This window comes from Hyalangium gracile (assembly GCF_020103725.1).
In the GTDB taxonomy this organism is placed as follows: Bacteria; Myxococcota; Myxococcia; order Myxococcales; family Myxococcaceae; genus Hyalangium; species Hyalangium gracile.
On sequence record NZ_JAHXBG010000022.1, the window covers coordinates 157,388 to 179,673 of the forward strand.

The window sequence follows — 22,286 nt, forward strand, 5'->3', positions numbered from 1 at the left end:
GAGCTCGGACGCCCGCCTCACTCCTGGGCCACACGGGGGTTCAGCCTACTGGCACACCTGCGGCTGCGAGACGTCCAGCACCGCGCGCTTGTCCACCTTCAACATCACGACCAGCTCGGTGGCGGCATCCAGCGGGTTGGGGGCCTGCTGGAAGAAGTCCGACATGTCGACCTGCATGGCTCCGAAGGGAGACAGGCCGTCGCCGGTGATGTTCTGGTTCGCCTCGGGCTTGCTCGTCTCGTGCAGCTCGAACCGCTCGAGCGCCTGGGCGCCGTTGCCGAAGAGGATGCGCGGCGAGCCCGTGAGCCAGAGCGGGTCGATCATGGTGTACGTCTTCGTCACCGTCTCGCCGGTGAAGGCGAAGCTGTCGGACCAGGCCACGCTGGCCCGCTTCATCTGGCTGTTGAGCGAGTCATTCGAGGGCTGATTGGGCCGGACCAGGAAGAAGGCCATCGTCTTCAGCAGGGGCGTGCCCTCGTTGCACTGCATGAGGCCGGAGGCGCCGCCCACGGCGGTGTACAGGTCCTCCGGGGTCAGCTTCAGGGTGAACTTCCCCTGGCTGGCCAGGGCGGCCCACAGCGCCTCGGAGCGCTCACTGTCCGCCTTGCGCCACGGCGAGACGTTGCTGTTGTTGATGTTGGGACGGGGGAAGCTGAGCGCCACGAGCGTGTGGCTCTCCGTCGGATCATTGAGGCGCGCGTCGGCGAGCTTCGTCTCGATGGTCGACACCGCGTTGATGGCCAGGGTGGTCAGGGTGGGGAAGTCCGCCGACCAGTTGGCCCGCACCAGCGTATCGAGCGCGGGCGCGGTCTTCAGGCTGGCGATCGCCGTCGGGTAGCGCAGGTCCATCACCGGGTACAGGTAGTCGGTGACCAGGGTGGTGAGCGAGCGCAGGCCCTCGCGCATCATCAGGCCATCCAGGTTGCGCAGGTTCCACAGCGGCAGCAGCCGCAGCAGGCGTGCCTTCTCCTCGCCCGCGGCGAGGTCGTCCCGGAGGAACTGGAAGTCGAGCATCATCGTCCGCAGGGCCCGCTCCACGGCGTGGATCTGCAGCAGCCGCTCCAGGCGGGCCAGCTCCTTGCTGACGTGCGCGTTGAAGAGCGCGGTGAAGACCGGGGGCATGTCCGAGACCTGGCAGCCCGGGCACTCCTGGCTGAAGGCGGTGAGCAGCCGGGCCGACGCGGCGTCGCGCAGGGCGCTCAGCTCGCTGGAGGTGACGCGGCCCTGGGAGACCGCCGCCGAAGTGGCGGCCCGCAGGTCCGTCATCGACTGCGCCATGGCCTTGCCCAGCGCCTTGGCCGCCTGGCCCGCCGGGACCAGCTGGGTGAACTCCACGGTGAGGGCGTGCTGGGTGTCCGCCACGCACCCGCCCTTGTCGTTCACCACGAGGTAGTAGTCCTGGTCCGCCTCGACCACGACCGAGGTGTTCGGCTCCTGGAGGATGCGCACGTCGCGAATCTGCCCGGGAGCAGAGCCGTCCTTCTCCATCGCCACCAGCAGCAGGCTGCCCGCGGGCGCTCCGGGGAAGGGGGTGTTCGAGACGCGAAGACCCGTGGCGAAGGATGCGGAGGTGCGCGAGTCCACACCCTCATTGAGGTTGACCGATGTCTCCATCCCCAGGGAGGCCGCCATGCAGGCCTCCGCCGAGGCGTAGGCCGTCCCGCCGTTACCCAGGAACTTGAACCCCGCCTCGACCTTGACGCCCATGCAGAGCTTGGTGTCCAGCGAGGAGCGCGCATACGCGTTCAGCGACGTGGACCCGGTGGCGAACTGCCCGTCCTGGAAGGTGACGATGTAGCCACCCGGCCCGGTGAGGGCGCCACCCTGAGGGGCCACCACGGGGAGCTGGACGTTCGGATCCTCCGGGTTCGCCAGGGTGGTATTCAGCAGCGCGCAGCTCGGCGCATAGAGGCCGGTGGTGCGGAAGTTCAGCAGGTGGCCTGCCTGGGCCTGCACCTTCCAGACCTGTCCCCCGTTCTCGAAGGCCACCGTCTGGATCTGCTCCCAGGGGTCGCCGAAGTGGGCGTCCGCCGCATCGACGTTCAGGGTCTGCGTCGGCGTGCGCTGGATCTGCATCAGCGCGAGCTGCGCCTCCTCCTGCTCCAGCACGGTGTTGAAGGCGCCCGCGAAGTCACCGAACTGGGCCTCGTCGAGGGCCAGGTTGTCCTGCAGGCCGATCAGGTCCTCGTTGAGCGCGTAGAACTCCTCGACCTTCTTGTCGAGCTGGTTGGCGAGCGAGGCCTGGTTGCTCGCGTTGCCCATCTCGGCCAGCAGGTTGCTCACGTAGTTGGCCTGGTTGGCCACGTACTGATCGCGCGCCGAGGTGAGGTCCTGCTTGCGGCTCTGGATGTGGCTGTTGAGGAGGACCTGCTTCGACTCCTGGATGCCGATGCGCAGCGTGTTGCGGGCGGTGCTCTGGAAGACGCCCGCCTTGGCGTAGCTCTGGGTGAAGGCGTGGGCCTGCTGGACCATCTTCGCCCAGGCGACGAGCGGCACGCTCGGAGCGCCCTGCGGCTCGCGGAGCAGCTCGGGCGTGTACGACGGCGCGCCGGAGCTGGCGGTGACCGCGGCGGCGAAGGTGCCGTGCCGCAGCGCGAGCTGGTTGAAGATGTTCTTCCACTCCGCGTGCCCGGGGTACGCGGAGGCGGCCAGCACCGTGGAGGCATTCACCGCGTTCTGGAGCGCGGCCGCGTCCGGCACCGAGGCGAAGAGCGCCCACAGCTCGCTCATCTCCGTCTTCACCTGGCCCGACTCACAGCCCTTGAAGCGGCAGCCCAGGTCATGCAGCTGGCTGAAGTCCTCCATCCGCTCGAAGAGGCCCCGGAAGCCATCACTCAAGAGGAGCAGCAGCGCGCCGCCCTTGAGCGGGGGCTGGGCCTGGGACAGCGCGGCACGCAGCACGACCTGGTCCGTCTTGAGCCCGACGTTGAGCGGATCCGCCACCATCCCGGTGCCGTTCGCGTTGACGAGGGTGTGCGCGTAGGCCGCCTTCCAGAAGACGCCCAGCGTGTCGCTCACGTCCTGCCAGAGCTCCGCGCTGTCGGGATCCGCCGCGTGGACGTTATTGCGCTGCACCTCGAACCAGCGGTTGAGCTGGACCAGGCGCACCGTCACATCCGCCTGGTCCGGGAGCTGATCCTGTCCGCTCCGCTTCAGGTCGGCGAGGCTGTGCTCGAACAGCTTCAGCCAGATCTGGTGGTAGGCGTCGCGGTATTCCTGGGCCTTGCACGCCTCGGAGATCGCGGAGACCTGGATCCCCAGATCCATGCAGCTGTTGAGCGCCGCCGCGGCGGACTGGGACGGCACGTGCGCGGAGGAGAGCTGCTGGCACATCTGCAGCGAGCCGTTCAGGCTCGCCTGGCTGGGGCAGGAGGGGTCCACACCGGTGGGCGGGGTGAAGGCGGTGCCGCAGGTGCCATGCAGCGCCGGCCTGGTGACATAGAGGTTGCGCACGTAGGCCTGCTGCGTCTCCGTGAGCTGGTGGCCGCGCAGCTCGAACAGCAGCTTCAGGCGGCTGACGAGCTCGCTCTCCAGCGTCGCGCCACCGGCGGCCGGGGGGAGCGTCGGGTAGGCCTGGAGGCTGCTCTTGAGGCACTCGAACTTCGCGCTGACCTGCGTCACCTGCACGGCGGGATCGACGGCGTCGAGCGGCAGCGAGTCACAGGTCCGGCAGGAGAGCGCGGTGGAGTAGGTGATGTTGCCTTCGTTCTTCAGGGCGGGCTCATTCCACCTGGCGGTCGCCTGGGTCTTCGCCTGCGCCAGCGTCGCGGGGGACGTGGTGAAGAGCGTCCCCGTGCCACAGCTGTTCGTCGAGTCCACGCCGTGGGCCGAGTGCCGGCAGGAGGCATAGATGGGCTGGGTGAGATCATCGCACTGCACCGTGCCGATCTGCGGGCACGGCGGTGCGGCCTGCTGGTTGTAGATGGGGAAGTTCTGGAGCTCGAACTTGCAGGTGCTCGTGGGGACGTTGGGCGTGTAGCTGAGCACGTGGGCCACCACGGCGGTGCGGAAGCGCGAGTCGACCGTGTTCTTCTCCGCATTGGCCCGGGCCTGGCAGGCCGCCTGGCACGCGTAGCCCACGGTCACCGTCTCGCACTCCACCTTGCCGATGTCAGGGGAGTACTGGCAGTCCTCCTCCTCGATCGGCGCGCAGGTCACGGTCTTCGTGTACTGGGGAGAGGGGCTCGCGTAATGAGACTTGCCGAAGTCCGGATGGCGGCAGGCTTGATAGACGGGGCACTGCTTCTGCACGTACCCGGTCCGGTCGCAGTTCGCGGAGACCTGCTGCTTGTAGCAGGTCAGGCCGTAGTTCCACGGCACCTCGCACGTCTTCTGCGAGTCACCGCTTCCCGTCGGCCAGGCCAGCGCGCTCTCATTGCACGCCGTGCTCAGCTCCTGCTCCTGGGTAACAGCGAGAGCTTCGGGGGGCGGGGAGTCTTCTTCCAGGGGGGCACCGCAGGCCGCCAGAAGGCAGAGGGCCCCGAGACACAACACGTTCAACGGACGCAAGGCAAACTCCTCTCGCGAGGCTCGGCACGCACGAAAAGCGTCCGGTCGAGCCCGGCTGAGAGAGCGCGTGAAGGGCGCTCGAATGGGGTGGTTGCCGTGTCGAACGAGGTGTCCGGGAAATCTTCCCGAACCGGATTTTCCGGAGATTTTCCTCAGCGGCGGCGCGCGACGAAGAGCGTGTGGCGTGTGCCACGGCCCTTGCCCGCGGGCACGGCGTGCGTCTGGACGTCGAAGCCTGCCTTGCCCAGGCGTGTGGTGAAGCGTGTGTCCGGGCCCGCGCTCCACACCACCAGCGTGCCACCGGGCACCAGCGCCTCATGCGCGGCGGTGAGCCCCTGGCCGTCATAGAGGCCCGCGTTGGAGGACCGCGTGAGGGCCGCCGGCCCGTTGTCCACATCCAGGAGGATGGCGTGCCAGGGCCCGGCGCCGCGCATCACGCGCTTCACGTCGGCGGTCTCCACTCGCACCCGTGAGTCCTCCAGCGGCCGGCCCGCCAGTGGCGCCAGCGGCCCCCGGTTCCACTCGACGATGGCCGAGGCCAGCTCGGCGACCACCACCTGGGCCTCGGCTCCCAGGGCCTCCAGCGTCGCGCGCAGCGTGTAGCCGAGCCCCAGCCCTCCGACGAGCACCCGAGCGCCTCGGACGTGGCGCAGGCCCTCGCACCCCAGCCGCGCCATGGCCTCCTCGGAGCCGTGCACCCGCGAGGACATGAGCTCCTGCCCGTGGACGCGGATGACGAACTCGCCGTCGCGGTGGTGGAGCACGAACTCTCCACCGTCCGGGGCAGGGGCTCGCGCGAGGACTTCCCAAGGCTTCATGCGCGGCAGACTAGTCCAAAGCCGGGCGGTCGGTGCCGACCGCTCCTTCTGGAATCGGAAGTCGCCGCTGCAACAAGTGGTGGATGGCCTTGTCCTTGATCTGGGGACGGCTCCGCGCCGCTCGCTCCTCGGTGGTCGAGGAGTGCTCTTCCCATGAAGGAGAAGTCATGAACCGCCGTTGGCTTTCACTTGCAGTGCTCGTCAGTGCCGTCCTGGTGGGGTGTGGGGGCGTCGAGCCCGAGCCCGTGTCCGAGAGCCTGAAGAGTACCTCTCAGGAGCTGGTCACCTGTTCGACGTACTGCGAGTGGGAGGGCGTCACCAAGTCCTGTACGGGGAACACGTGCTCCGCCAGGCAGAACGACTGGGTGGGGTGTGATGGCCAGTACCAGTACTGCGCCTGGGAGCCGCTCTGCGAAGGGGACATCTGCGACGCCATGCATGGGACGGCGTGCTCCCCGGATCGGGCTCGGGCTCCCTGCTGCTACGCCAACTTTGGGGGCCAGGGAGGGTGCTTCTGCAGCGGCGGCACCTGGACCTGCACTCTCTGAAGCCCTTTGGCCATTGAACCGGGTTCCCGACGGGGACCTCGGCTTGCGCGGAGAGCCCTTTCTGTCTCAGCGGCTGGCTGAGGGCTCTCGCACCATCACCACCTTGGGGTAGGCGATGAAGAACCCCATGCGCTCCAGGTTGCGTTGGGAGGAGGTGCCCGGCAGGGTGCTGCTGGACGCCAGCGTGCAGCCGTGACGGACGGCCCAGTCCAGTCGCGCGGCGATCAGCGCCTGTTGGAGGCCCCGACCGCGGAAGCGCTCTCGCACCCCCGCCCCCGAGAGCGTCGCGACGCCCTCGTGGAGGGCCACCGTACCTCCCCCGGCGGGCTCTCCGTCCGCGAGCGCGATGAAGCAGGTCGTGCCGGGCATCGACGTCATGGGCAACATGAGCGTGGCCTCTTCCTCCGACAGCTCCTCGCGTCCCAGGAAGGCGCTGGCCACCGTGCGCGCGAGCGCCCTGGCCTCATGAGGGTGGATGGGGCGTGCCTCGACCTGAGGAGACTCGGGCCAGCGGTGGGTCAGCTCGCGCACGAGGACCTGCTGGAACTCGCTCACGCGGTAGCCGCGCCGTGCCAGCTCCTGGGCGAGGGAAGGGTGGGCGAAGGGGAGCAGCTCGATGGGAATGGCACCGCCACCGCGGCCCAGGTGGGCCTCCACCCGGTCCAGGTCCGCGGGGCTGACCGGACCGTCCAGTCCCAGCGCGATGGCCTGGGTGAGGGGGGAGCCCGGCCCGTGGAACAAGGCGAACCCTCCCGCCACTTCGAGGATGCCCTCGGGTGGAGTGGCGGTGCGGTTCTGGGCGGCCTGGGCGAGCTCCACGCGCCGGGCGAGACCGAGGTCCACAGCGGGTCGGGTGAGCGGAGGTGACGGCTGCATGCCACGCACGCTCGCCCAGGACTGGTGGCCATGTCCATCCCCGCTGTGGCCTCGGGAGCGCGGGTCATGTTGACGTGTCGCCGCGGCGGTGTACCGCTACGCCGGAGCGACGGGGGCCGGCTCTACCGGGGCCGCGCTGCCCGCCGACGCGGCCGCGTGCCGGAGCGGCCTTCGATTCGACAGGTGCGACGCAACGGCGATGAGCGGCACCACGGCGGCGCCCACGAAGGGCAGCACCTGCAACAGCGAGAATGCCAGCAGCAAGCCGACGCGAACGGCGCGAGCCACCAGCCGGTGCTTCCATCGCCCGTGAGCAGCCACCGCGTTGGCGCTGGAGAGCCGCAGCACGCAGAGCCCTGCCACCAGCCCGATGAGAGGCACCGCTCCGATGAGCGCGAGCAGGGGCAGGATCCGCATCAGCGCGCGATCCGCCCCCCGGAGGAACACGCGGATGTCGTCCGGAGTCGGGAAGGCCTCGGCGCCGCACCTCGCGCAGCGCGCATGAGGCCCGCCCGCATCGAGTGGCTCGGCGCATGAGCGGCAGCGACAACGGGCGAGCAGCGCGAAGACGTGGGCCTGCGTGTCCGCGGCGGGTGTGCGCCGGGTGCGGCCAATCACATCCAGCGCGGTCGGCTCGCGCTGCGCGCCACAGCCTGGACAGCGCAGCGCCGCGCGATGCGTGGACGTGGCACAGGCGGGGCACGGGAGGCGCTCGGACTCCTCCCTCGCACGGAGGATGGACCAGGCGCAGGTGACCATCCCGGTGATGGGCAGTACGGCGATGGTCGCGGCCGTCGGAGCGAAGGCGCACAGCGCAACTCCACCGATGACCCAGAGTGTCTCGCCCACATCCAGCACCAGGAGGACGCCCAGCTCATCCGCGCCAGGAATGGCTTCCAGCCCCTGACGGATCCGCGTGTGCGCCCGCGCGAACACGAGCGTCAGCGCGCCCATCGCGCCCACCACCACGCCGCCGAGGAGGAGCTCCGAGGTGGGACGTTCGACCGAGGAGGCGAACGCCCCCACCCGGTAGCCCGCCAGAACCATTCCGGATACCGTGGCCGTCGCGACGGCTGCGTGCCAGCGCCAAGGGCTCAAGCGTGGCCACACCGCTTCGATGTGGCTCCACACGAAACGCTGTGCCAACCAGACGGCCAGGAGGGCTCCAATCACCACCGCGGCCAGGAGCCTGGAGAGGGGAGGGGCGCCCTGACCACCCGCGCCCGCTTCGAATGCGCCCAATGCCACGAGCACGATGGCGGCGAGGGAGGCCACCAGGGGACGGCTCCCGAAGTACGGCACTGCGGCGAGGATCGCCAGGTAGCTTCCCATGCGCCCTCCTCTCGCTGGGCCACCGGTCGGCGGTGCGGCGCCCACTCTACGAGCGCCGCGCCCCCTGGGGTCAAGGCCCAGATGGAGAGCCGCACCTCCTCCTCTTCCCCTGTCGTCACGCAATACATCTACGGTGCCGATGGTCGGCTCGAGCGCGTCGAGTCTCCGTTCCAGGTCCTCTTCTATTTCTATGATGCGCAGGGCCGGGTCTCCCTCATCGATGACCCTGACAACAAGCTCTGCTCGAATCCAACGACGCCTACGGATTCTACTGGGGTGCTCAAGGAGCTTCCTCGTGTCGGCGGCCCTGAGCGCACTGCTCTACTTCCTCTTCATGCGCTGAGCTCGGAACGTTTCAGGGGCTTGCTAATTAGAAGGCGGGCCGCTCCGTTCGGTCCAGATGGAGGTCCACATTCCATCTATGCTCGATGTCTAGCGTCACGGTGGAGGAAGGACCGCGATGAGCGAGCGCGACATCCAGGAGGCAGAGCCCACGCTGCGCACGAGGCTCGAGGAGATCGGCGCGAAGCGCTGGGCGGAGCTGGCCGGAGTTCTGCTGGCGTGGGTCCGCTGGGAGGTGTGGTTGGCGCTCGGGGAGAGGTTCGTGCCTGCGCCGCGCTCCATCGATGAGCTGAACGAAGCCCTGCGAGAATCGCGGGCGGAGCTGGAGTCGGAGGCGAGCTTCCAGGAGGTGATGGAGCTGGTGGAGCTGGTGACAGGGGCGAAGGTGACTCGCACGGAGGAGGACCTGCACTACCTCACGCTGGATCAGCCGGGGCCGGAGGTGATCCGCAGTGGCACCATCGGGACGCGTGGGCTGGCGGCCTGGGAGGCACCGCGACGGGAGCCGCGGGGGATGGTGTTCTACGCCAACCTGCCACGAGAGAGCGGCGCGGATTTCGTGCGCTTCCAGGTGGACCGCGCCACGCGATCGATCTCGGTCGAGGTGATCGACGACGGATGGTTCGAGGTCGCGGCGTGCCTGGGCTGAAGGATGGCCATCCGGGTAGTCCCCCTGGCCATCCGGGTACTTGCGATCTCCCGTGTGGCGCCGCGGGTCGGTGATACCCTTCGCGCGTGTCCACCCTCCTCATCGGGATTGTCGCTGCAGTGGCCACACTGGTGGCGTTGATCGCCTTCGCGGCCGGCATGCTCACGGCGAGCCGGATGGGCCGCCTGGTCCTGCTCGGGGGGCTGGTCCTCCTGCCGCTCACCGTTACCAGCGCCGGGGTCGCCGTGGGCGTGCGCCAGTCGAGCCAGACAGAGTTCTGCATGGGCTGTCACGAGATGTCGCCGTATGGGAAGAGCCTCTTCGTCGACAACCCCTCCTCCCTGGCTGCGGTCCACTACCAGAAGCGGCTCATCAGCCGGGACTCCACCTGCTACTCCTGCCACACGGACTATGCGCTCTTCGGAGATGCCAAGGCCAAGCTCAACGGCCTGCGGCACGTCTGGGTGCACTACTTCGGGACCATCCCCCAGCAGCCCCGGCTCTATCAGCCGTACCCCAACTACAACTGCCTCCACTGTCACAGCGACGCGCGTGGCTACCTCGAGGCGGAGCCTCACCGGGAGATTCGCGCGGAGCTGCGGAGCGGAACCCGCTCGTGCCTGAGCTGCCATGAGATCGCGCATGATCTGGAGGGCGTGAAGGCGCGGAACTTCTGGGTGCCGGAGCAGCCATGAGCCACGAGAAGCGCATCCGGGTGGCCGCACTCTTCGTCCTGGCGGGGCTGCTGGTCCAGCTGGGCACCTCCCTGTTCTGGTCCCCCCTGAGCTTCGTGGTGTTTGCCGGGTTGGGGGTGCCCCTGGTCCTGCTGGGCGTCTCTCTCTTCGTGGCCACCGTCTGGAGAATCCTGAAGGAGCGCAAGGCCCTATGAGCACCGGCTCTTCCTCCGGCCCCACGCGTCCTGCCGCGCGCGCCATCCCGCGCGGGGGGCGATGGCTGTTGGGGCTCTCCGTCCTGCTCCTGTTCGCGACACCCATCTTCGCCGTGAACGCGCCCCAGGATGTCCGCCTCCCTCCGCTGAAGGAGCGGGCCGCTCCGGCCCCCGCGCTGTTCTCGCACTGGGGGCACGGCTCGCTGCACTGCTACAGCTGCCATCCCGGCACGTTCCCTCAGAGCCCGCTGGGCTTCACCCATCAAGACATGCGAGAGGGCCGCTACTGTGGAAGTTGTCACGACGGACGGGCCGCCAGGTCCTTCCAGGCCATGCGCTGCGAGGCGTGCCATGCGCCTCGCTGACGCGCGTGCGTGGACGCTCTGGCTCTGCGCGCTGCTGCTGGCCATCCCTGGCCCCACGCGAGCGCAGTCCGAGGAGGAGCGGCGGCGGCAGCTCCAGGAGCGGCTGGGCATCGAGAAGCCCCCGGCGCCACCCGGTCCGGCGCAGACAGCGCCCGATGCTGGAGGCGTCGAGCAGGGGGCGGCGACGCCCGCTCCGGCGGAGGCTCCCCGGAGTCCCACGGCGCCCCCGGCCCGGCCCCGGCCCGGCTCCGCCAGGCCCCGCGTGTTGACCTTCGTCGAGGACGCTCGGCCCATCCTGGTGAAGCAGTGCGAGTCCTGTCACCGCCCCGAGGGCTCGGCGGGCAGGTCCAGGTGGGTGCTGCGAGGCGAGCCGGGCGACTATGAGGCCACGGTCCGCTTCGTGAAGCCCGCCACCGCGGCCGAGAGCCCCCTGCTCAAGAAGGGCACCGGAGCGACCCTTCACGGGGGCAGGAAGGTCTTCCCGGCGGAGTCCTCCGAGTACGCGACGCTGTTGCAGTGGATCGAGCAAGGGACTGTTCAGGGCAGCGCGCCGGCTGTCTCCGTGTCGCCCCCCAGTGTCGTGTCCGCTCCCGCCGCTCCCCCCAGCACGCCCCGGCCCGCTGCGCCTCCCCCAGGTGCCAGCACGCCAACGCCTGGCAGTCCCTCGAGCCCGGAGCCCGTGGCCCCTTCCGCCACCGCGAGCGCCGAAGCATCGCCACCGGCGTCTCCCGCGCCCACGGTGGCGGCGGACGTGCCGCGCTTCGCGCCCGAGCTTCACCAACAGCTGCTGGCGGCCTGTTCGAGCTGCCATTCCACTGGCGGGCTCGCCTCCACCTCCCGGTACCTGACGAGTGAGGATTCCGAGCAGCACCTGCGCTCCGTGGTGCCGCTGGTGGCGCCTGGCTCCGCTGCCACCAGCGTCCTGTACCAGCGTGCGCGGGGCGAGGCGCATGCGGTGGGCGCGGTGTGGGAGCAGGGGAGCGCGGAGCTGGCGCTGCTGGCCCGGTGGATCGACGCCGGGGCACTGGGCGCCTCGCCCGCGGCCCCCGCGCCCGCGAACACCGCCGCACCCGTGGCCTCCGCGGCTCCCGCGCCCACCCAGGCCGCACCTCCAGCCACGCCACATGCTTCCGCGGGCGGCCCGCCCTCCGGTGTGGCCCTGGGGACGTTCCCAGGGCTCGGCTCGCTGAGCCTGAACGGACGCTTCGATCTCAATTATGAGCGCGTCCACTACAACGACAACCCCTTCCAGGAGGGGAGCGGGAATGCGCTGCGCAGCTACCACCACTTCCTCTTCCTGACGCGGCAGTCCACCGAAGACCCGGTGACGCTCACCCTGGAGATGCTGTCGCTGCAGTTCTGGGAGGTGGGGTACCGGCCCCGGGGGGAGACGTGGCCGGTGAAGGTCTTCGCCAAGGTGGGCAAGGTGCTGGTGCCCTTCGGCGGCGATCCCCTGTTCCACCACAGCTACGGTGGGCATGCGGGCTTCGACCAGCGGGTGCTCCCGGTGGTGTTCGCCCGGGAGGGGGCGACGGTGAACGTGCAGCGCCGTCAGGGATCGTTCCTGCTCTCCGCTGATGCCTACGTCCTCGCCGGCTATCAGCTGAGGCGCGCCGATGCCGTGCTCAACCTCCAGTCCGACTTCGCGCCCCTGGAGGAGACGCGCCTGGGCGTCGGGGCGAGGCTCGGCGGTTCCTGGGGGCCCATCAACGTGTGGTACTCGGCCTTCTACAACCCGCTGGGGTTCGGACGCCGGCTCTTGCTCCAGGCGCTGGATGTGGCCGCGTGGCGTCCGCGCGGGCTTCCGGTGCTGGAGCGGTTCTCCCTGGGCGCCGGGCTGCTGCGCGCGGACGTCTCCGGAGGAGAGCAGGAGGGCCATGGCGGCCCGGGCGCGGACTACTACCACTTCGCCAGCTACCTCCAGCTCCGCTTCCACCCCAGCGAGTGGCTCTACCTCCAGTACCGGCAGGGGCTGCGGACCTTCGGGAACCAGCGGGGGCGGATCCTGGACTCGACGGCGCTCACCCGGGATGACGGCTCCACGCACAACGTGGGGGTCGTCGCCCGGTGGCGAGGGCTGAGCGCCGGGCTCTTCCAGTACTGGAACCTGGAGAAGGTCGACGAGGTGCCGGACGACTTCACCCGATTGATGGTGGCGTATGAGTTCTGATCTCCGGCTTCAGCGCCTGGCCGCGGCGCTCGCGGTGGGAGCCTGCCTGCTCCTGGGCTGCGCGGACTTCCAGCGCGGCGACCCGTCCACCGATGCGGGAGTCCCGTCGGGAGACGGCGGTGGCGGTGGCGGGGATGGCGGAGACGCGCGCTCCTTCGCGAGCGATGTTCATCCGCTGCTGATCGCGGGCTGTCAGTCCTGCCACCGCGGCGGAGGCTCCGCCGGCAACACCGGCTTCATCCTGACGGGCGAGGCCGAGGCGGACTACGCGGAGGCGAGCGCCTTGACGGACACCGCCAATCCCGGCGCGAGCCGGCTGCTGCGCAAGGCCGCTGGCGCGGGCCACGGCGGCGGGGCGATCTACGGAGAGGGCACGCCCGAGTACCAGACCTTGCTGGCGTGGGTCGCCGGAGGCGCTCAGCCATGATGCACTTCACCCCGGGGAGAAACCTCATGAGACGAACCACCCCGCTCCTGCTCGGAGGGATGTTCTGGGCGCTGACGCTGGTCGCCTGCGCCAGGCTGGAGACATCCAACCCGGCCATCGTCACAGAAGGCGCCCACTCGGTGCTCCTGGGCCAGACGCTGCAGCTCACCGCCACCACCCGCGAGGCCAGCGACGAGGGCTATCTCTGGGAGAGCGAGGATCCGCAGCGGGTGACGGTGGATGGCAACGGCCTGGTGACGGGCGTCGGGGTGGGGGAGACGGCCGTGAAGGTCACCGGCGCGCAGTCGAAGCTGCAGGCGCGCCACGTGGTGGTGGTGGTGGCTCCCTCCGCGGGTGACGGGGGCGTGGATCCCAGCCAGGTGCCCTACTACCTGGCCTGGAGCTCCTCGCCGCATGCCGACACCACGGCCGAGGCCTTCACGCACTGGAACGAGGAGGGCAGTGTTCCGACGAGCTGCGCGCGGTGCCACAGCTCGGAGGGCTATGTCGACTACCTCGGGGGAGATGGAACCGCTCCCGGGAGCGTGGAGTCCCCCGGTCGGACGCAGTCCGTGGTCCGCTGCGAGACGTGCCATGACAGCGCGGCCTCGCGCCTGACGGAGGTGACCTTCCCCTCGGGCAAGAAGGTCTCCGGCCTGGGCGCGGAGGCCCGGTGCATGGTGTGTCACCAGGGGCGTGCCTCGGGGAACTCCATCAACGCGCAGATCTCCGACGCGGGGGTGGTGGGCGAGGACACTGCCTCCGCGGCCCTGGGCTTCACGAACATCCACTACTACCCCGCGGCCGCGACGCTCTTCGCCAGCCAGGCCGCTGGGGGCTACCAGTACGCGGGGCAGGTCTACGACACGCGGTTCCGCCACGTGCCCAACTTCGACAAGTGCCATGAGTGCCATGACCCGCATACCTCCCGGGTCCGCTGGGATGCCTGCGCCACCTGCCACCCGGGAGTGACGGACGTCACTCAGGCCTGGAACATCCGGCAGATCGCCTCGCGCAACCAGGACTACGACGGGGACAACAACCGCACCGAGGGCATCTACTTCGAGATCCAGGGGCTGAGGGCCCGGTTGCTGGCCGCCATCCAGCGCTACGGGGCGGAGCGTGCCCAGCCCGTCTGCCCTGGCGACGCCTATCCCTACTGGTTCCGGGACACCAACGGTGACGGCGTCTGCAGCGCGGCCGAGGCCGTCGCCACCAACGCGTTCTCCAACTGGACTCCCCGCCTGCAGAAGGCGGCCTACAACTACCAGCTGTCCAGGGTGGATCCGGGCGCGTTCGCCCACAATGCCAAGTACATCCTCCAGCTCTTGCACGACTCGACGCAGGCGGTGAACGGGGCGCTGGCCGTCCCCTTCGACACGTCGCTGCTGGTGCGAAATGATCCAGGCCACTTCAACGGCGCCAGCAAGGCGGCACGCAACTGGGACTCGAGCGAGACCGTCCAGGCCAGCTGCTCGCGCTGCCACAGCGGCGCGCAAGGCTACCGGTTCTTCGTCCAGTATGGGGTGGGGCAGCAGGTGCCAGAGACGGCCAACGGCCTGGAGTGCTTCACCTGCCACGAGAGCTTCGAGCCGGACTACGACGTCTTCGTCCCGGCGAAGACGTGGCTGCCCGACGGCACGACGGTGAACCTGCCGGGCCAGGACAACCTCTGCGCCAACTGCCACATCGGCCGCGCCTCCAAGGCGACCATCGACACGGCGCTGGCGGGGGGAGGCACCCCGAGGTTCCAGAACGTGCACTACATGCCGGCGGCCGGCACGCGCGAGGGGACGCTGGCGAAGGCCGGCTATGAGTACGCCAACAAGACGTATGCGGGCCGGCTCACGCACATGGGCGGGGTGCAGTGCACCAGCTGTCACGTGCCTGGGAAGAGCCAGCACACCTTCCGCGTCGCGGACGTGTGGAACGAGCGCTGCGAGACGTGCCACGCGGACGAGAGCGCGGCGGGGGAGATCCGACTCGTCCACCTGCTGGACTACGACGGAGATGGCAACACCACCGAGCCCCTGAGCGCGGAGGTGGACGGAATGGCCGCGCGCTTGCTGGCGGCCATGCGTCAGGTGACGGCCAACGGCCTCTGCTACAACGGGGACGTCAACCCGTACTTCTTCAAGGACACGGACAGGAACGGCACCTGCAGCGCGGCCGAGGCCGTGTCCTCCAACGGGTTCGCTCCCTTCACTCCGGCGCTCGTGAAGGCCGCCCACAACTACCAGCTGAGCAGGAAGGACCCAGGCGCCTGGGCCCACAACTTCAACTACGTGGGGCAGCTGCTCTTCGACAGTGTCGAGGACCTCACCGGTGGAACTCCCACGAACATGCTCCGACCCTGAGGAAGACTCTCGAAGCCTGGAGCGGTTGTTACCAGGGGCCTTCAGGCCTACCTCTCGACGGAGTCCTTGCGGGACTCGAAAAAGAGGTACAAGCGGCGCACCTTGAAGGAGGGTTGCTCGTGAACATCCGTTCGTGGCTTGTCTCGGTCGTGGGGATCCTGTCTGTCCTGGCCTTCGTGCCAGCGCAGGCGTCTGATGAGAGCGCGGGGGCAGACACCGCCAGCACGACTGTCAGGGAGTACGTCGATGTCTCCGCCTACCTCACGTCCGATGCGGACATCGAGGCCTGGTATCAGCTCGTGTTCGGCCTCAGGCAGAACTTCGACGACATCTGCGGAGATACCTTCTGCGAGGGCGACTTCAGCAACATCCAGTCGCTTCGCTTCCGCTGCTCGGTCGACCGCCTGACGGGCACGATTGGGCAGTGCGTGTGGGTCTTCGCCGCCAGCAACGAAGAGGTCGACCCGGCCACCGGCAAGGTGGTGGTGGACACGCAGACCTGGCGCTGCAAGAGCCCGCTCGCTCGGGGAACCCACATCAGCGAGTTCCTGGCCGCGCTCGCGGGGCCATCGCCGCTCACCGCGACGCTGCCCAGGACCAACCGGTCCATCTATGACGGACTGGGGGACTGCCTCTGAGGCGCCGTAGGCGGATCTCCTGATGGAGGTCGCATGGTGATTGCCAGGTTCCTCCGAGAGTCCTTCACATTGAACTCGGAGTGAGGGTTTCGCGGCGCGCGTCAGGGTCGGGTCGCACGAATGTCTCGTGTCGGCGCGATGCACTATGAATGCTCGCCCCTACCTGTGGCTCTCGGGTGGGGTTTCCAGTCGAGAACTCCCAACATGGCCACCAGTGGGGCGACGGTGTCCGGGCAGTTGTGGACGCCCAGCGCCTCGTACCAGGGCTACTGGGATTCGCGGCTGCACCTGTACGCCTCGAACTCGCCGAACAGCCCCAGCTGGAACCTCATCCAGACGGTGACGCCGAGCGGTCCGGGCTCGCAGGTCATCAACGCCACGTACACGGTGCCCTTTTCCGTTTCGAACCTGGTCGTGCGCGCGGTCTACGCCCAGAGCACCTCCGCGGCAGCGCCCTGCAAGGCGGGTAACGACAGCGACATGGACGACCTGATGATCGCCGTGCAGTAGATGCTGGGGGCGCGGGGGGCATCCAGCCTCCCGCGCCCCGTGAGCCCGACCCAGGCTCACTGCGACTTGCCGTCCTTGGCGGGTTGGAAGATCTCGGTCAACCGCCAGGACACCTCTCCCACCGAGCGGACATCGTCGATGAGCCAGCGGCCGCCCTCCAGCACGAGGCTGTAGCGCAGATCCTGCGGCGTGAAGTTCTTGAAGGTCGCCTTGACCTCGGCGCGCTTGCCCTTGCGGCTCAGCAGCTCCAGGCGCAGGGACTTCTGCCACCCGTCCTCGGTGTCCTGCGCGTTCACATGGAAGGCGAAGTCGATGCTGCCCATCTCGCCGGTCTTCTCTGATTGCTTCTGATCCTGGACGAACAGGCCCTTCAGCCGCTTCGAGTAGAACTCATAGGCGCGGATGTTGTCCTTCGCGTAGAAGGCGCGCACGGTCTCGACGGGATCCTGCGCGGACTGCGCGAGGGCTGGAGACGCGACCAGTGACAGGAGCAGACCCAGGACGAACAACGAACGCATGAGGGACCTCGGCTGGAAGGAACGGCTCGAGCGTAGCGCTCACCGCGTCGGATTGCGTGCGCCTGGACCAGGTCATTCCGAAGAACTTCTTGCACCCCGGAGGGCGGTTGCTGTGCCAAGGGAACGGCCTGGCCAGGGAGGCGCCCTGTGAGCAGACGGGTGGCGCACTGGTATGACAAGCAGACCAGTTCGGACCGGCTGCGCCCGACAGGCGGGTGGACCGGAAGGGGAGAGCGCCTATCCGGCGCACACGCCCGCGCAGGCCCTGATACGAGCTGTCGGGAGGCTCTGGCGGATCTGCTCCCTGTCAGCGTCTGGCGCCGACGCATGCTCGCGGAAATCTCCGGGCCAACCCCGGCGTGGTGCGCACGCCGGGGCTGGCCGGAGGAGTCGCGGGAAGGGGGATTTTCCCACGGCTCGTACCGCCGGTGTCCCGAGCGGTACTCAGGAGCCCTTGTCGAAGGTGCCGTACTGGATGGGGCGAGCTCCTGAACGACTCCCGGAGCTACTGCACGCCGCCTGCCATGCCTCGGCGGCTTCGAGGCGTCGGGGACCGCGATACGTTTCAACGTGTTGCGTCACGAACGAGCGCCGCCCGTCCGGTGAGCCTGGGAAGGCTGGTGGCGGCAGTCATCACCCGAGGCACGGCCGAAGCCCGCCGAGAGAGCGGCAACGCCAGTCACCAGCCTGATGACCGCTGTCATCCGCGCGAACCTGCTCGGGGGTGAGACATCTCGGCAGGTGCGCGCCGTTCTGCCTCCTACGAGAGCGGCAGCTCCAGCGTGGCGGTGGCCCCCCTGCCCGGCCCTTCGCTCTCCAGCGAGAGGTGTCCGCCCAGCATCCGCGCGGCCAGCGAGCTCGAGTGCAGGCCCAGCCCATGCCCCCCCTCACGCGTGGTGAAGCCCTGCGAGAAGAGCCGCTCACGGATCTCCGGCGCGATGCCCATGCCGTTGTCCACCACCTGGACGCGCGCCATGCCGTCCCGGGCCTCGAGCCGCACCCGCAGGCGGCGCTGATCCTGGGGCAGGGGAGCCATGGCGTTCTTGGCGTTGCTGATCAGGTTGATGAGGATCTGCAGCACCTTGTGCTTGTCCACCCGGATCCGCGACGGCAGCGGAGCCAGCTCCTGGGCGACGTGGATGTTGTACCGCTTGAGCGCCGGCATCTGGATGCTCAGCGCGTCCTGCACGAGCTGCCCCAGGTCGCACTCCTCGGTGAGGAGCGTGCTACGGGCGTACGTCTGCTGCACATGGACGATGGCGCGGATGTGCTCGATGTGCTTGCGCATCGCCTCCAGCCCCTCCTGCAGCGTCGCCTGCTCCCGGTGCAGCTCCTCGTTGAGCGCGGACAGATAGTCCGGCAGCCTGGCGCCTCGCCTGTCCAGGGTGAAGAAGTCCGCCAGGGAGCTCCGGTGATCCAACAGCATCGCGGAGACCTGCTTCAGTCGCCCCAGGCGGGAGGCATCCACCGTCTGGCTCAGCACCTGGACGTTGATGACGGCGCTGGTCAGCACGTTGCCCACGTTGTGCAGCACGTTGGTGGCCACCTCCGCCATGCCCGCCGAGCGGGCCGTGTCCACCAGCTGCGCCTGGGCCTGCTTGAGCTCCCGCGTGCGTTCCTCCACCCGCTTCTCCAGCTCGTCATTGGCGCGGCGCAGGGCCGCCTCGGCGCGCTGCACGTCCGCGTACAGCCGCGCGTTCTCCAGGGAGATGGCCGCCTGCGAGGCGAGGTGCCCCAGCAGGGAGAGGCGCGCCGGAGTGAAGGCGTTCGTCGCCAGGCTGTTCTCCAGGTAGAGCACGCCGCGGAACTCCTCCTGGCGCAGCAGCGGCAGGCAGAGCACGGAGCGGACCGCGCCCTTCTCGAGCCAGGCGTCGCTCGAGAACGGGTGGGGCCGGGACGCGTCGCCGATGAGCACGTGCTCGCGCGTGCGCCGGACGTACGAGATGAGGGTCCACGGCACGGGAGGCCCGTCTCCCCCAGCCCCGGAGCGCTCGGGCCGCTCGCCCGCGAGCGCCACGATCGAGAGCTGATCGCCCCGGGGCAGCAGCAGGGCCCCGCGCTGCGCCCCCGCGTTCTCGAGGGCCACGCGCAGCAGCGTGTCCGCCAGCCGCTCCAGGAGGATCTCTCCGGAGATGGCCTGCTGGGCCTTCACCAGCGTCAGCGCGTCGATCTGCGTCGAGTTCGTGTCCGTCACCGTCTCCGCGTGGGCCGACGCGCCCAGGTGCGGCCACTCCGAATCCAGGTGCCGCACCTTCCCGTGAGCCCCCCAGCGCACCCAGGCCTCCCGGGCCTTGCGAGCGTAGGCATCCGCGATGGTGCTCATCTCCTGCATGTACCAGTAGCGGGCCGCCCGCTCGCTGGCGAGGGCCTCGTGCTGGACGAAGCCGTGCTCGCGGGCCGCCCGCACGGCCTCCTCGTAGGCGCGAGTGGCTTCCTTGTCCCGGCCCGTGACGCGCGCCAGCTCCGCGCAGACCAGCTGCTCGGGAGCGCGGAAGTTCTCGGGGCAGTAGCTGGCCCACTCCGCCAGCTGCCGCTGGTGCTTGCGCATGTCCTCCAGCGCCGTGCGCTGCTCCTCGGGGCTCATGGCCTCGAAGCACGCGGCCAGGCTCAGCGCGCGGAAGAGGTGGAGGTCCACGAGCTGGATGTGGCTCACCGAGGAGAAGGCCAGCTCCGCCGCCAGTGCCCCTGCCTCGCGCGCCTCCGAATAGGCCCCGCACAGGTAGCGGGCCTGCATCTTGTGCAGCCAGTACCAGCACCGCATGGTGCTCATGCGGTCCGGCGTCAGCTCGGGCTCGAAGGTGTCCTCGTCGAAGTCGTCCCCGCTCAGCGAGCCGAACGCGCGCGAGTGGCCGCGCAGCATCTGCACGTAGCGCTGGGTGTGCTGGATGACGTGCGCCACGTCGACGAAGCCCGCCTTGCGCGCGAAGTCCAGGCGCGCGACCGACTCCTGGTACACCTCCTCCAGCGCGTGCCCGAGGCTCAGCCGGTCCGTGACGATGTGGTTGCAGCAATAGCAGGCGATCTGGAAGTCGCTCGCGCGCAGCGCGTGCTGGAAGGCGCCGCGGATGAGCTCCAGCGAGATGGAGATCGGCTGGGTCCAGTAGCTGATGATCTCCATGCTGTAGAGCGCCTTGCCGCGGGCGGAGGAGAAGCCACGGCGCTCGACGAGATCGCACGCCAGCTTCCCGAAGGCATAGCCCTCCCGGTACTGCTTGAACATGGGGCCCAGCACCACCCCGTACCAGGCATACCCATGCACCGCGGCGGCGGCGTTGCCGTGGCGGAGGCTGAGCGAGACCATCCGGCACAGGTGCAGGGCGAGCAGGTTGCTGTCGGTGAAGAACGCCGGCGTGAACAGCGCGGCCAGGACGTTCAGCACCGCCTCCCGGTCCGGGTCCGTCATCACCGGCAGCTCGAGGAGGCTCTCGATGGGGCGGTCTCCCAGCAGGGCCTGCACCTCGTCATGGGCGGCCATCACCTCCTCCCAGGAGGGATGGGCCGGCATCGGCATTCCGAGCCGCGCCAGGCACTCCAGCAGGCAGTCGACGCCGGCCTGGATCTCCCCGGCGGCGAGGTGGAGATCGCCCTTCAGTCGGAAGAGGGCGCTCACCTCCGCGGGGGTGCGTGCCCGAGGCAGGAGCTCCCCCACCAGGCGGCGCGCCTCGGCGGCGTTGCCGCTCATGAACTCGCAGCTGGCCTGGTCCAGCCGGATCCGGAAGGCCAGCTCGGGGGCGGTGTCCCACGCGTCGTCGGGCAGGAGCCAGGCGGCCGTCGCGAGGTAGCCCGCGGCCGAGCGGAAGGCGGTGGAGGCCCGCGCCTTCCAGCCCGCCTCGGCGTTCAGGCGCGCGACGCGGTGGCGCTCCTGGACGTCGGTGATCAGCTCCATGCCGGCGTTGAGCTGGCTCACCACGTCGAAGAGCCGCTCGTGCACCTCCTCGGGGGACAGGCTCGCCAGCAGCAGGCGGCCGATGCGCAGGTGGACGGCCTGACGCTCCTGCGCGGGGATGAGGGCATGCGCCGCCTGCTGGATGCGGTCATGCAGGAAGCGGTACTGCTCCGGGCCGGCGCTCATCAGCAGGCCCTCCTGGAGCGCGGGCTCGAGCCCCTGCTCCAGCGCGATGGCCTCCTCCATGTCGGAGATGATCAGGAGGATGCGCAGCGGGAAGGAGTTCCCCACGCACGCCGCCAGCCGCAGCAGGTGCTGCGTCCCCATGGGGAGCTGGCGCAGCTTGCCCACCATGAAGTCGACGACGTTGTCCGAGTAGCCCCTGGCCCGCACGCCCTCGGCATCCCAGCGCCACGTGCCCTCGGCGGTGCGTGACAGCAGGCCGTCCTGGTGGAGCGTCTGCAGCAGCTGCAGGAGGAAGAAGGGATTGCCGCCAGTCTTCTCTCGGGCCAGGGCCGCCAGCGGCTCGACGACCTGGGCGCTCGCTCCAGGCAGCGTGTCGGACACGAGCCTCCGGGTATCCTCGAGGCTCAGGGGCTCCAGCTGGAGATCGGTCATCCTCGCGCCGGCCCTGCGCAGCTCCTCCAGCGCCAGGGTGAGCGGATGCGAGGGGCTCACCTCGTTGTCGCGGTAGGCGCCGATGAGCAGCACGGGCGGTGTCTCCGGGTGGGTGAGCAGGTGCTGCAGGAGCTGGAGGCTGGCCAGGTCCGCCCACTGGAGATCATCCAGGAACAGGACGAGCGGGCGCTCGGCGGTGGCGAACACGCTCAGGAACCTGCGGAACACCCGGTTGAAGCGGTGCTGCGCCTCGGAGGGCGGCAGCTCCGGGCTCGGAGGCTGCTTGCCGGCGACCAGCTCCAGCTGCGGCACGACGTCCACGAGGAGCTGGCCGTTGCCCTCCCAGGCCTCCAGCAGGTGCTCGCGCCACCGCGCCAGCTCCGAGTCCGTGCCCGACAGCAGCTGCTGCGTGAGCCGGCGGATGGCCTGCGCCAGGGTGGAGTAGGGGATGTCCTGCTGGAACTGGTCGAACTTGCCGCTGAGGAAGAAGCCGTGCTGGCGCACCACCGGCTTGTGCAGCTCGTGCACCAGCGAGGACTTGCCGATGCCCGAGTAGCCACGCACCAGGATGAGCTCCGGGCGGCTCTGCCGGGCCACGCGCTCGAAGCCCTGGAGCAGGGCGGCGGCCTGGCTGTCTCGCCCATAGAGCCGCTGGGGCAGCTGGAAGCGGGTGGGGATGTCGTGGAGGCCGGGCAGGAAGTCCACCCGCTCGCCTCGAAGCAGGCCCTCCCGGCAGCGCTCGAGATCGGCCCTCAGGCCCTCGGCGCTCTGGTAGCGCTCCTCGGCCACCTTGGCCAGCAGCTTGAGCACGATGCTGGAGAGCACCGGCGGCAG

At 69.4% G+C, this 22,286-nt stretch carries 16 protein-coding genes; 10 read left to right on the forward strand and 6 right to left on the reverse strand.

The window, feature by feature from the left end:
* Window positions 1–45 precede the first annotated feature (45 nt).
* A complete protein-coding gene (locus tag KY572_RS34915; protein ID WP_224248002.1) occupies window positions 46–4,509 on the reverse strand; it encodes a hypothetical protein in 4,464 nt (1,487 codons plus the stop codon).
* A gap of 152 nt (window positions 4,510–4,661) precedes the next feature.
* Window positions 4,662–5,327: a polyamine aminopropyltransferase gene (locus KY572_RS34920; protein WP_224248003.1), complete on the reverse strand. Its 666-nt coding sequence runs from the start codon at window positions 5,325–5,327 to the stop codon at window positions 4,662–4,664.
* Between the two features lie 167 nt (window positions 5,328–5,494).
* Here KY572_RS34920 and KY572_RS34925 point away from each other — a divergent pair, with 167 nt between their 5' ends.
* Window positions 5,495–5,875: a hypothetical protein gene (locus KY572_RS34925; RefSeq protein WP_224248004.1), complete on the forward strand. Its 381-nt coding sequence runs from the start codon at window positions 5,495–5,497 to the stop codon at window positions 5,873–5,875.
* 66 nt (window positions 5,876–5,941) lie between these two features.
* Here KY572_RS34925 and KY572_RS34930 read toward each other — a convergent pair whose 3' ends face one another.
* Complete coding sequence (locus KY572_RS34930) at window positions 5,942–6,751, reverse strand: GNAT family N-acetyltransferase (protein WP_224248005.1); 810 nt, start codon at window positions 6,749–6,751, stop codon at window positions 5,942–5,944.
* Between the two features lie 96 nt (window positions 6,752–6,847).
* Window positions 6,848–8,083: a hypothetical protein gene (locus KY572_RS34935; protein WP_224248006.1), complete on the reverse strand. Its 1,236-nt coding sequence runs from the start codon at window positions 8,081–8,083 to the stop codon at window positions 6,848–6,850.
* A gap of 460 nt (window positions 8,084–8,543) precedes the next feature.
* Between KY572_RS34935 and KY572_RS34940 the strand changes: the two genes are divergently transcribed.
* From KY572_RS34940 to KY572_RS34980, 9 genes are all read left to right on the forward strand, one after another.
* Entirely contained in the window at window positions 8,544–9,074 is a 531-nt protein-coding gene (locus KY572_RS34940; RefSeq protein ID WP_224248007.1) for a hypothetical protein, read from the forward strand.
* A gap of 119 nt (window positions 9,075–9,193) precedes the next feature.
* Window positions 9,194–9,769: a NapC/NirT family cytochrome c gene (locus KY572_RS34945; RefSeq protein WP_224248008.1), complete on the forward strand. Its 576-nt coding sequence runs from the start codon at window positions 9,194–9,196 to the stop codon at window positions 9,767–9,769.
* Window positions 9,766–9,963, forward strand: a complete 198-nt coding sequence (locus tag KY572_RS34950) for a hypothetical protein (RefSeq protein ID WP_224248009.1) — start codon at window positions 9,766–9,768, stop codon at window positions 9,961–9,963. Before KY572_RS34945 ends, KY572_RS34950 begins: the two co-directional genes overlap by 4 nt.
* Complete coding sequence (locus KY572_RS34955; protein WP_224248010.1) at window positions 9,960–10,328, forward strand: c(7)-type cytochrome triheme domain-containing protein; 369 nt, start codon at window positions 9,960–9,962, stop codon at window positions 10,326–10,328. The genes KY572_RS34950 and KY572_RS34955 overlap by 4 nt, the downstream gene beginning before the upstream one ends.
* Window positions 10,315–12,498 carry a hypothetical protein gene (locus KY572_RS34960; protein WP_224248011.1) on the forward strand — a complete coding sequence of 728 codons (2,184 nt, stop codon included), beginning with the start codon at window positions 10,315–10,317 and terminating at the stop codon, window positions 12,496–12,498. The genes KY572_RS34955 and KY572_RS34960 overlap by 14 nt, the downstream gene beginning before the upstream one ends.
* A complete protein-coding gene (locus tag KY572_RS34965) occupies window positions 12,488–12,925 on the forward strand; it encodes a hypothetical protein (protein WP_224248012.1) in 438 nt (145 codons plus the stop codon). Before KY572_RS34960 ends, KY572_RS34965 begins: the two co-directional genes overlap by 11 nt.
* Before the next feature lie 26 nt (window positions 12,926–12,951).
* On the forward strand, window positions 12,952–15,282 hold the full coding sequence (locus KY572_RS34970) for an Ig-like domain-containing protein (RefSeq protein ID WP_224248013.1): 2,331 nt from the start codon (window positions 12,952–12,954) through the stop codon (window positions 15,280–15,282).
* A gap of 119 nt (window positions 15,283–15,401) precedes the next feature.
* Window positions 15,402–15,920 carry a hypothetical protein gene (locus KY572_RS34975; protein WP_224248014.1) on the forward strand — a complete coding sequence of 173 codons (519 nt, stop codon included), beginning with the start codon at window positions 15,402–15,404 and terminating at the stop codon, window positions 15,918–15,920.
* 204 nt (window positions 15,921–16,124) lie between these two features.
* Window positions 16,125–16,430, forward strand: a complete 306-nt coding sequence (locus tag KY572_RS34980) for a hypothetical protein (RefSeq protein ID WP_224248015.1) — start codon at window positions 16,125–16,127, stop codon at window positions 16,428–16,430.
* Between the two features lie 56 nt (window positions 16,431–16,486).
* Here KY572_RS34980 and KY572_RS34985 read toward each other — a convergent pair whose 3' ends face one another.
* Window positions 16,487–16,948, reverse strand: coding sequence for a DUF3828 domain-containing protein (locus tag KY572_RS34985; protein ID WP_224248016.1), 462 nt, complete (start codon window positions 16,946–16,948; stop codon window positions 16,487–16,489).
* A 760-nt stretch (window positions 16,949–17,708) separates the two neighbouring features.
* A partial coding sequence (locus KY572_RS34990) for a trifunctional serine/threonine-protein kinase/ATP-binding protein/sensor histidine kinase (protein ID WP_224248017.1) occupies window positions 17,709–22,286 on the reverse strand: 4,578 nt, incomplete at its 5' end.

Coding starts and splice junctions, on each gene's coding strand:
- KY572_RS34925 (WP_224248004.1), top strand. CDS start 5,495: ATGAACCGCCGTTGGCTTTCACTTGCAGTGCTCGTCAGTGCCGTCCTG.
- KY572_RS34980 (WP_224248015.1), top strand. CDS start 16,125: ATGGCCACCAGTGGGGCGACGGTGTCCGGGCAGTTGTGGACGCCCAGC.
- KY572_RS34965 (WP_224248012.1), top strand. CDS start 12,488: ATGAGTTCTGATCTCCGGCTTCAGCGCCTGGCCGCGGCGCTCGCGGTG.
- KY572_RS34985 (WP_224248016.1), bottom strand. CDS start 16,948: ATGCGTTCGTTGTTCGTCCTGGGTCTGCTCCTGTCACTGGTCGCGTCT.
- KY572_RS34935 (WP_224248006.1), bottom strand. CDS start 8,083: ATGGGAAGCTACCTGGCGATCCTCGCCGCAGTGCCGTACTTCGGGAGC.
- KY572_RS34960 (WP_224248011.1), top strand. CDS start 10,315: ATGCGCCTCGCTGACGCGCGTGCGTGGACGCTCTGGCTCTGCGCGCTG.
- KY572_RS34955 (WP_224248010.1), top strand. CDS start 9,960: ATGAGCACCGGCTCTTCCTCCGGCCCCACGCGTCCTGCCGCGCGCGCC.
- KY572_RS34970 (WP_224248013.1), top strand. CDS start 12,952: ATGAGACGAACCACCCCGCTCCTGCTCGGAGGGATGTTCTGGGCGCTG.
- KY572_RS34950 (WP_224248009.1), top strand. CDS start 9,766: ATGAGCCACGAGAAGCGCATCCGGGTGGCCGCACTCTTCGTCCTGGCG.
- KY572_RS34940 (WP_224248007.1), top strand. CDS start 8,544: ATGAGCGAGCGCGACATCCAGGAGGCAGAGCCCACGCTGCGCACGAGG.
- KY572_RS34920 (WP_224248003.1), bottom strand. CDS start 5,327: ATGAAGCCTTGGGAAGTCCTCGCGCGAGCCCCTGCCCCGGACGGTGGA.
- KY572_RS34930 (WP_224248005.1), bottom strand. CDS start 6,751: ATGCAGCCGTCACCTCCGCTCACCCGACCCGCTGTGGACCTCGGTCTC.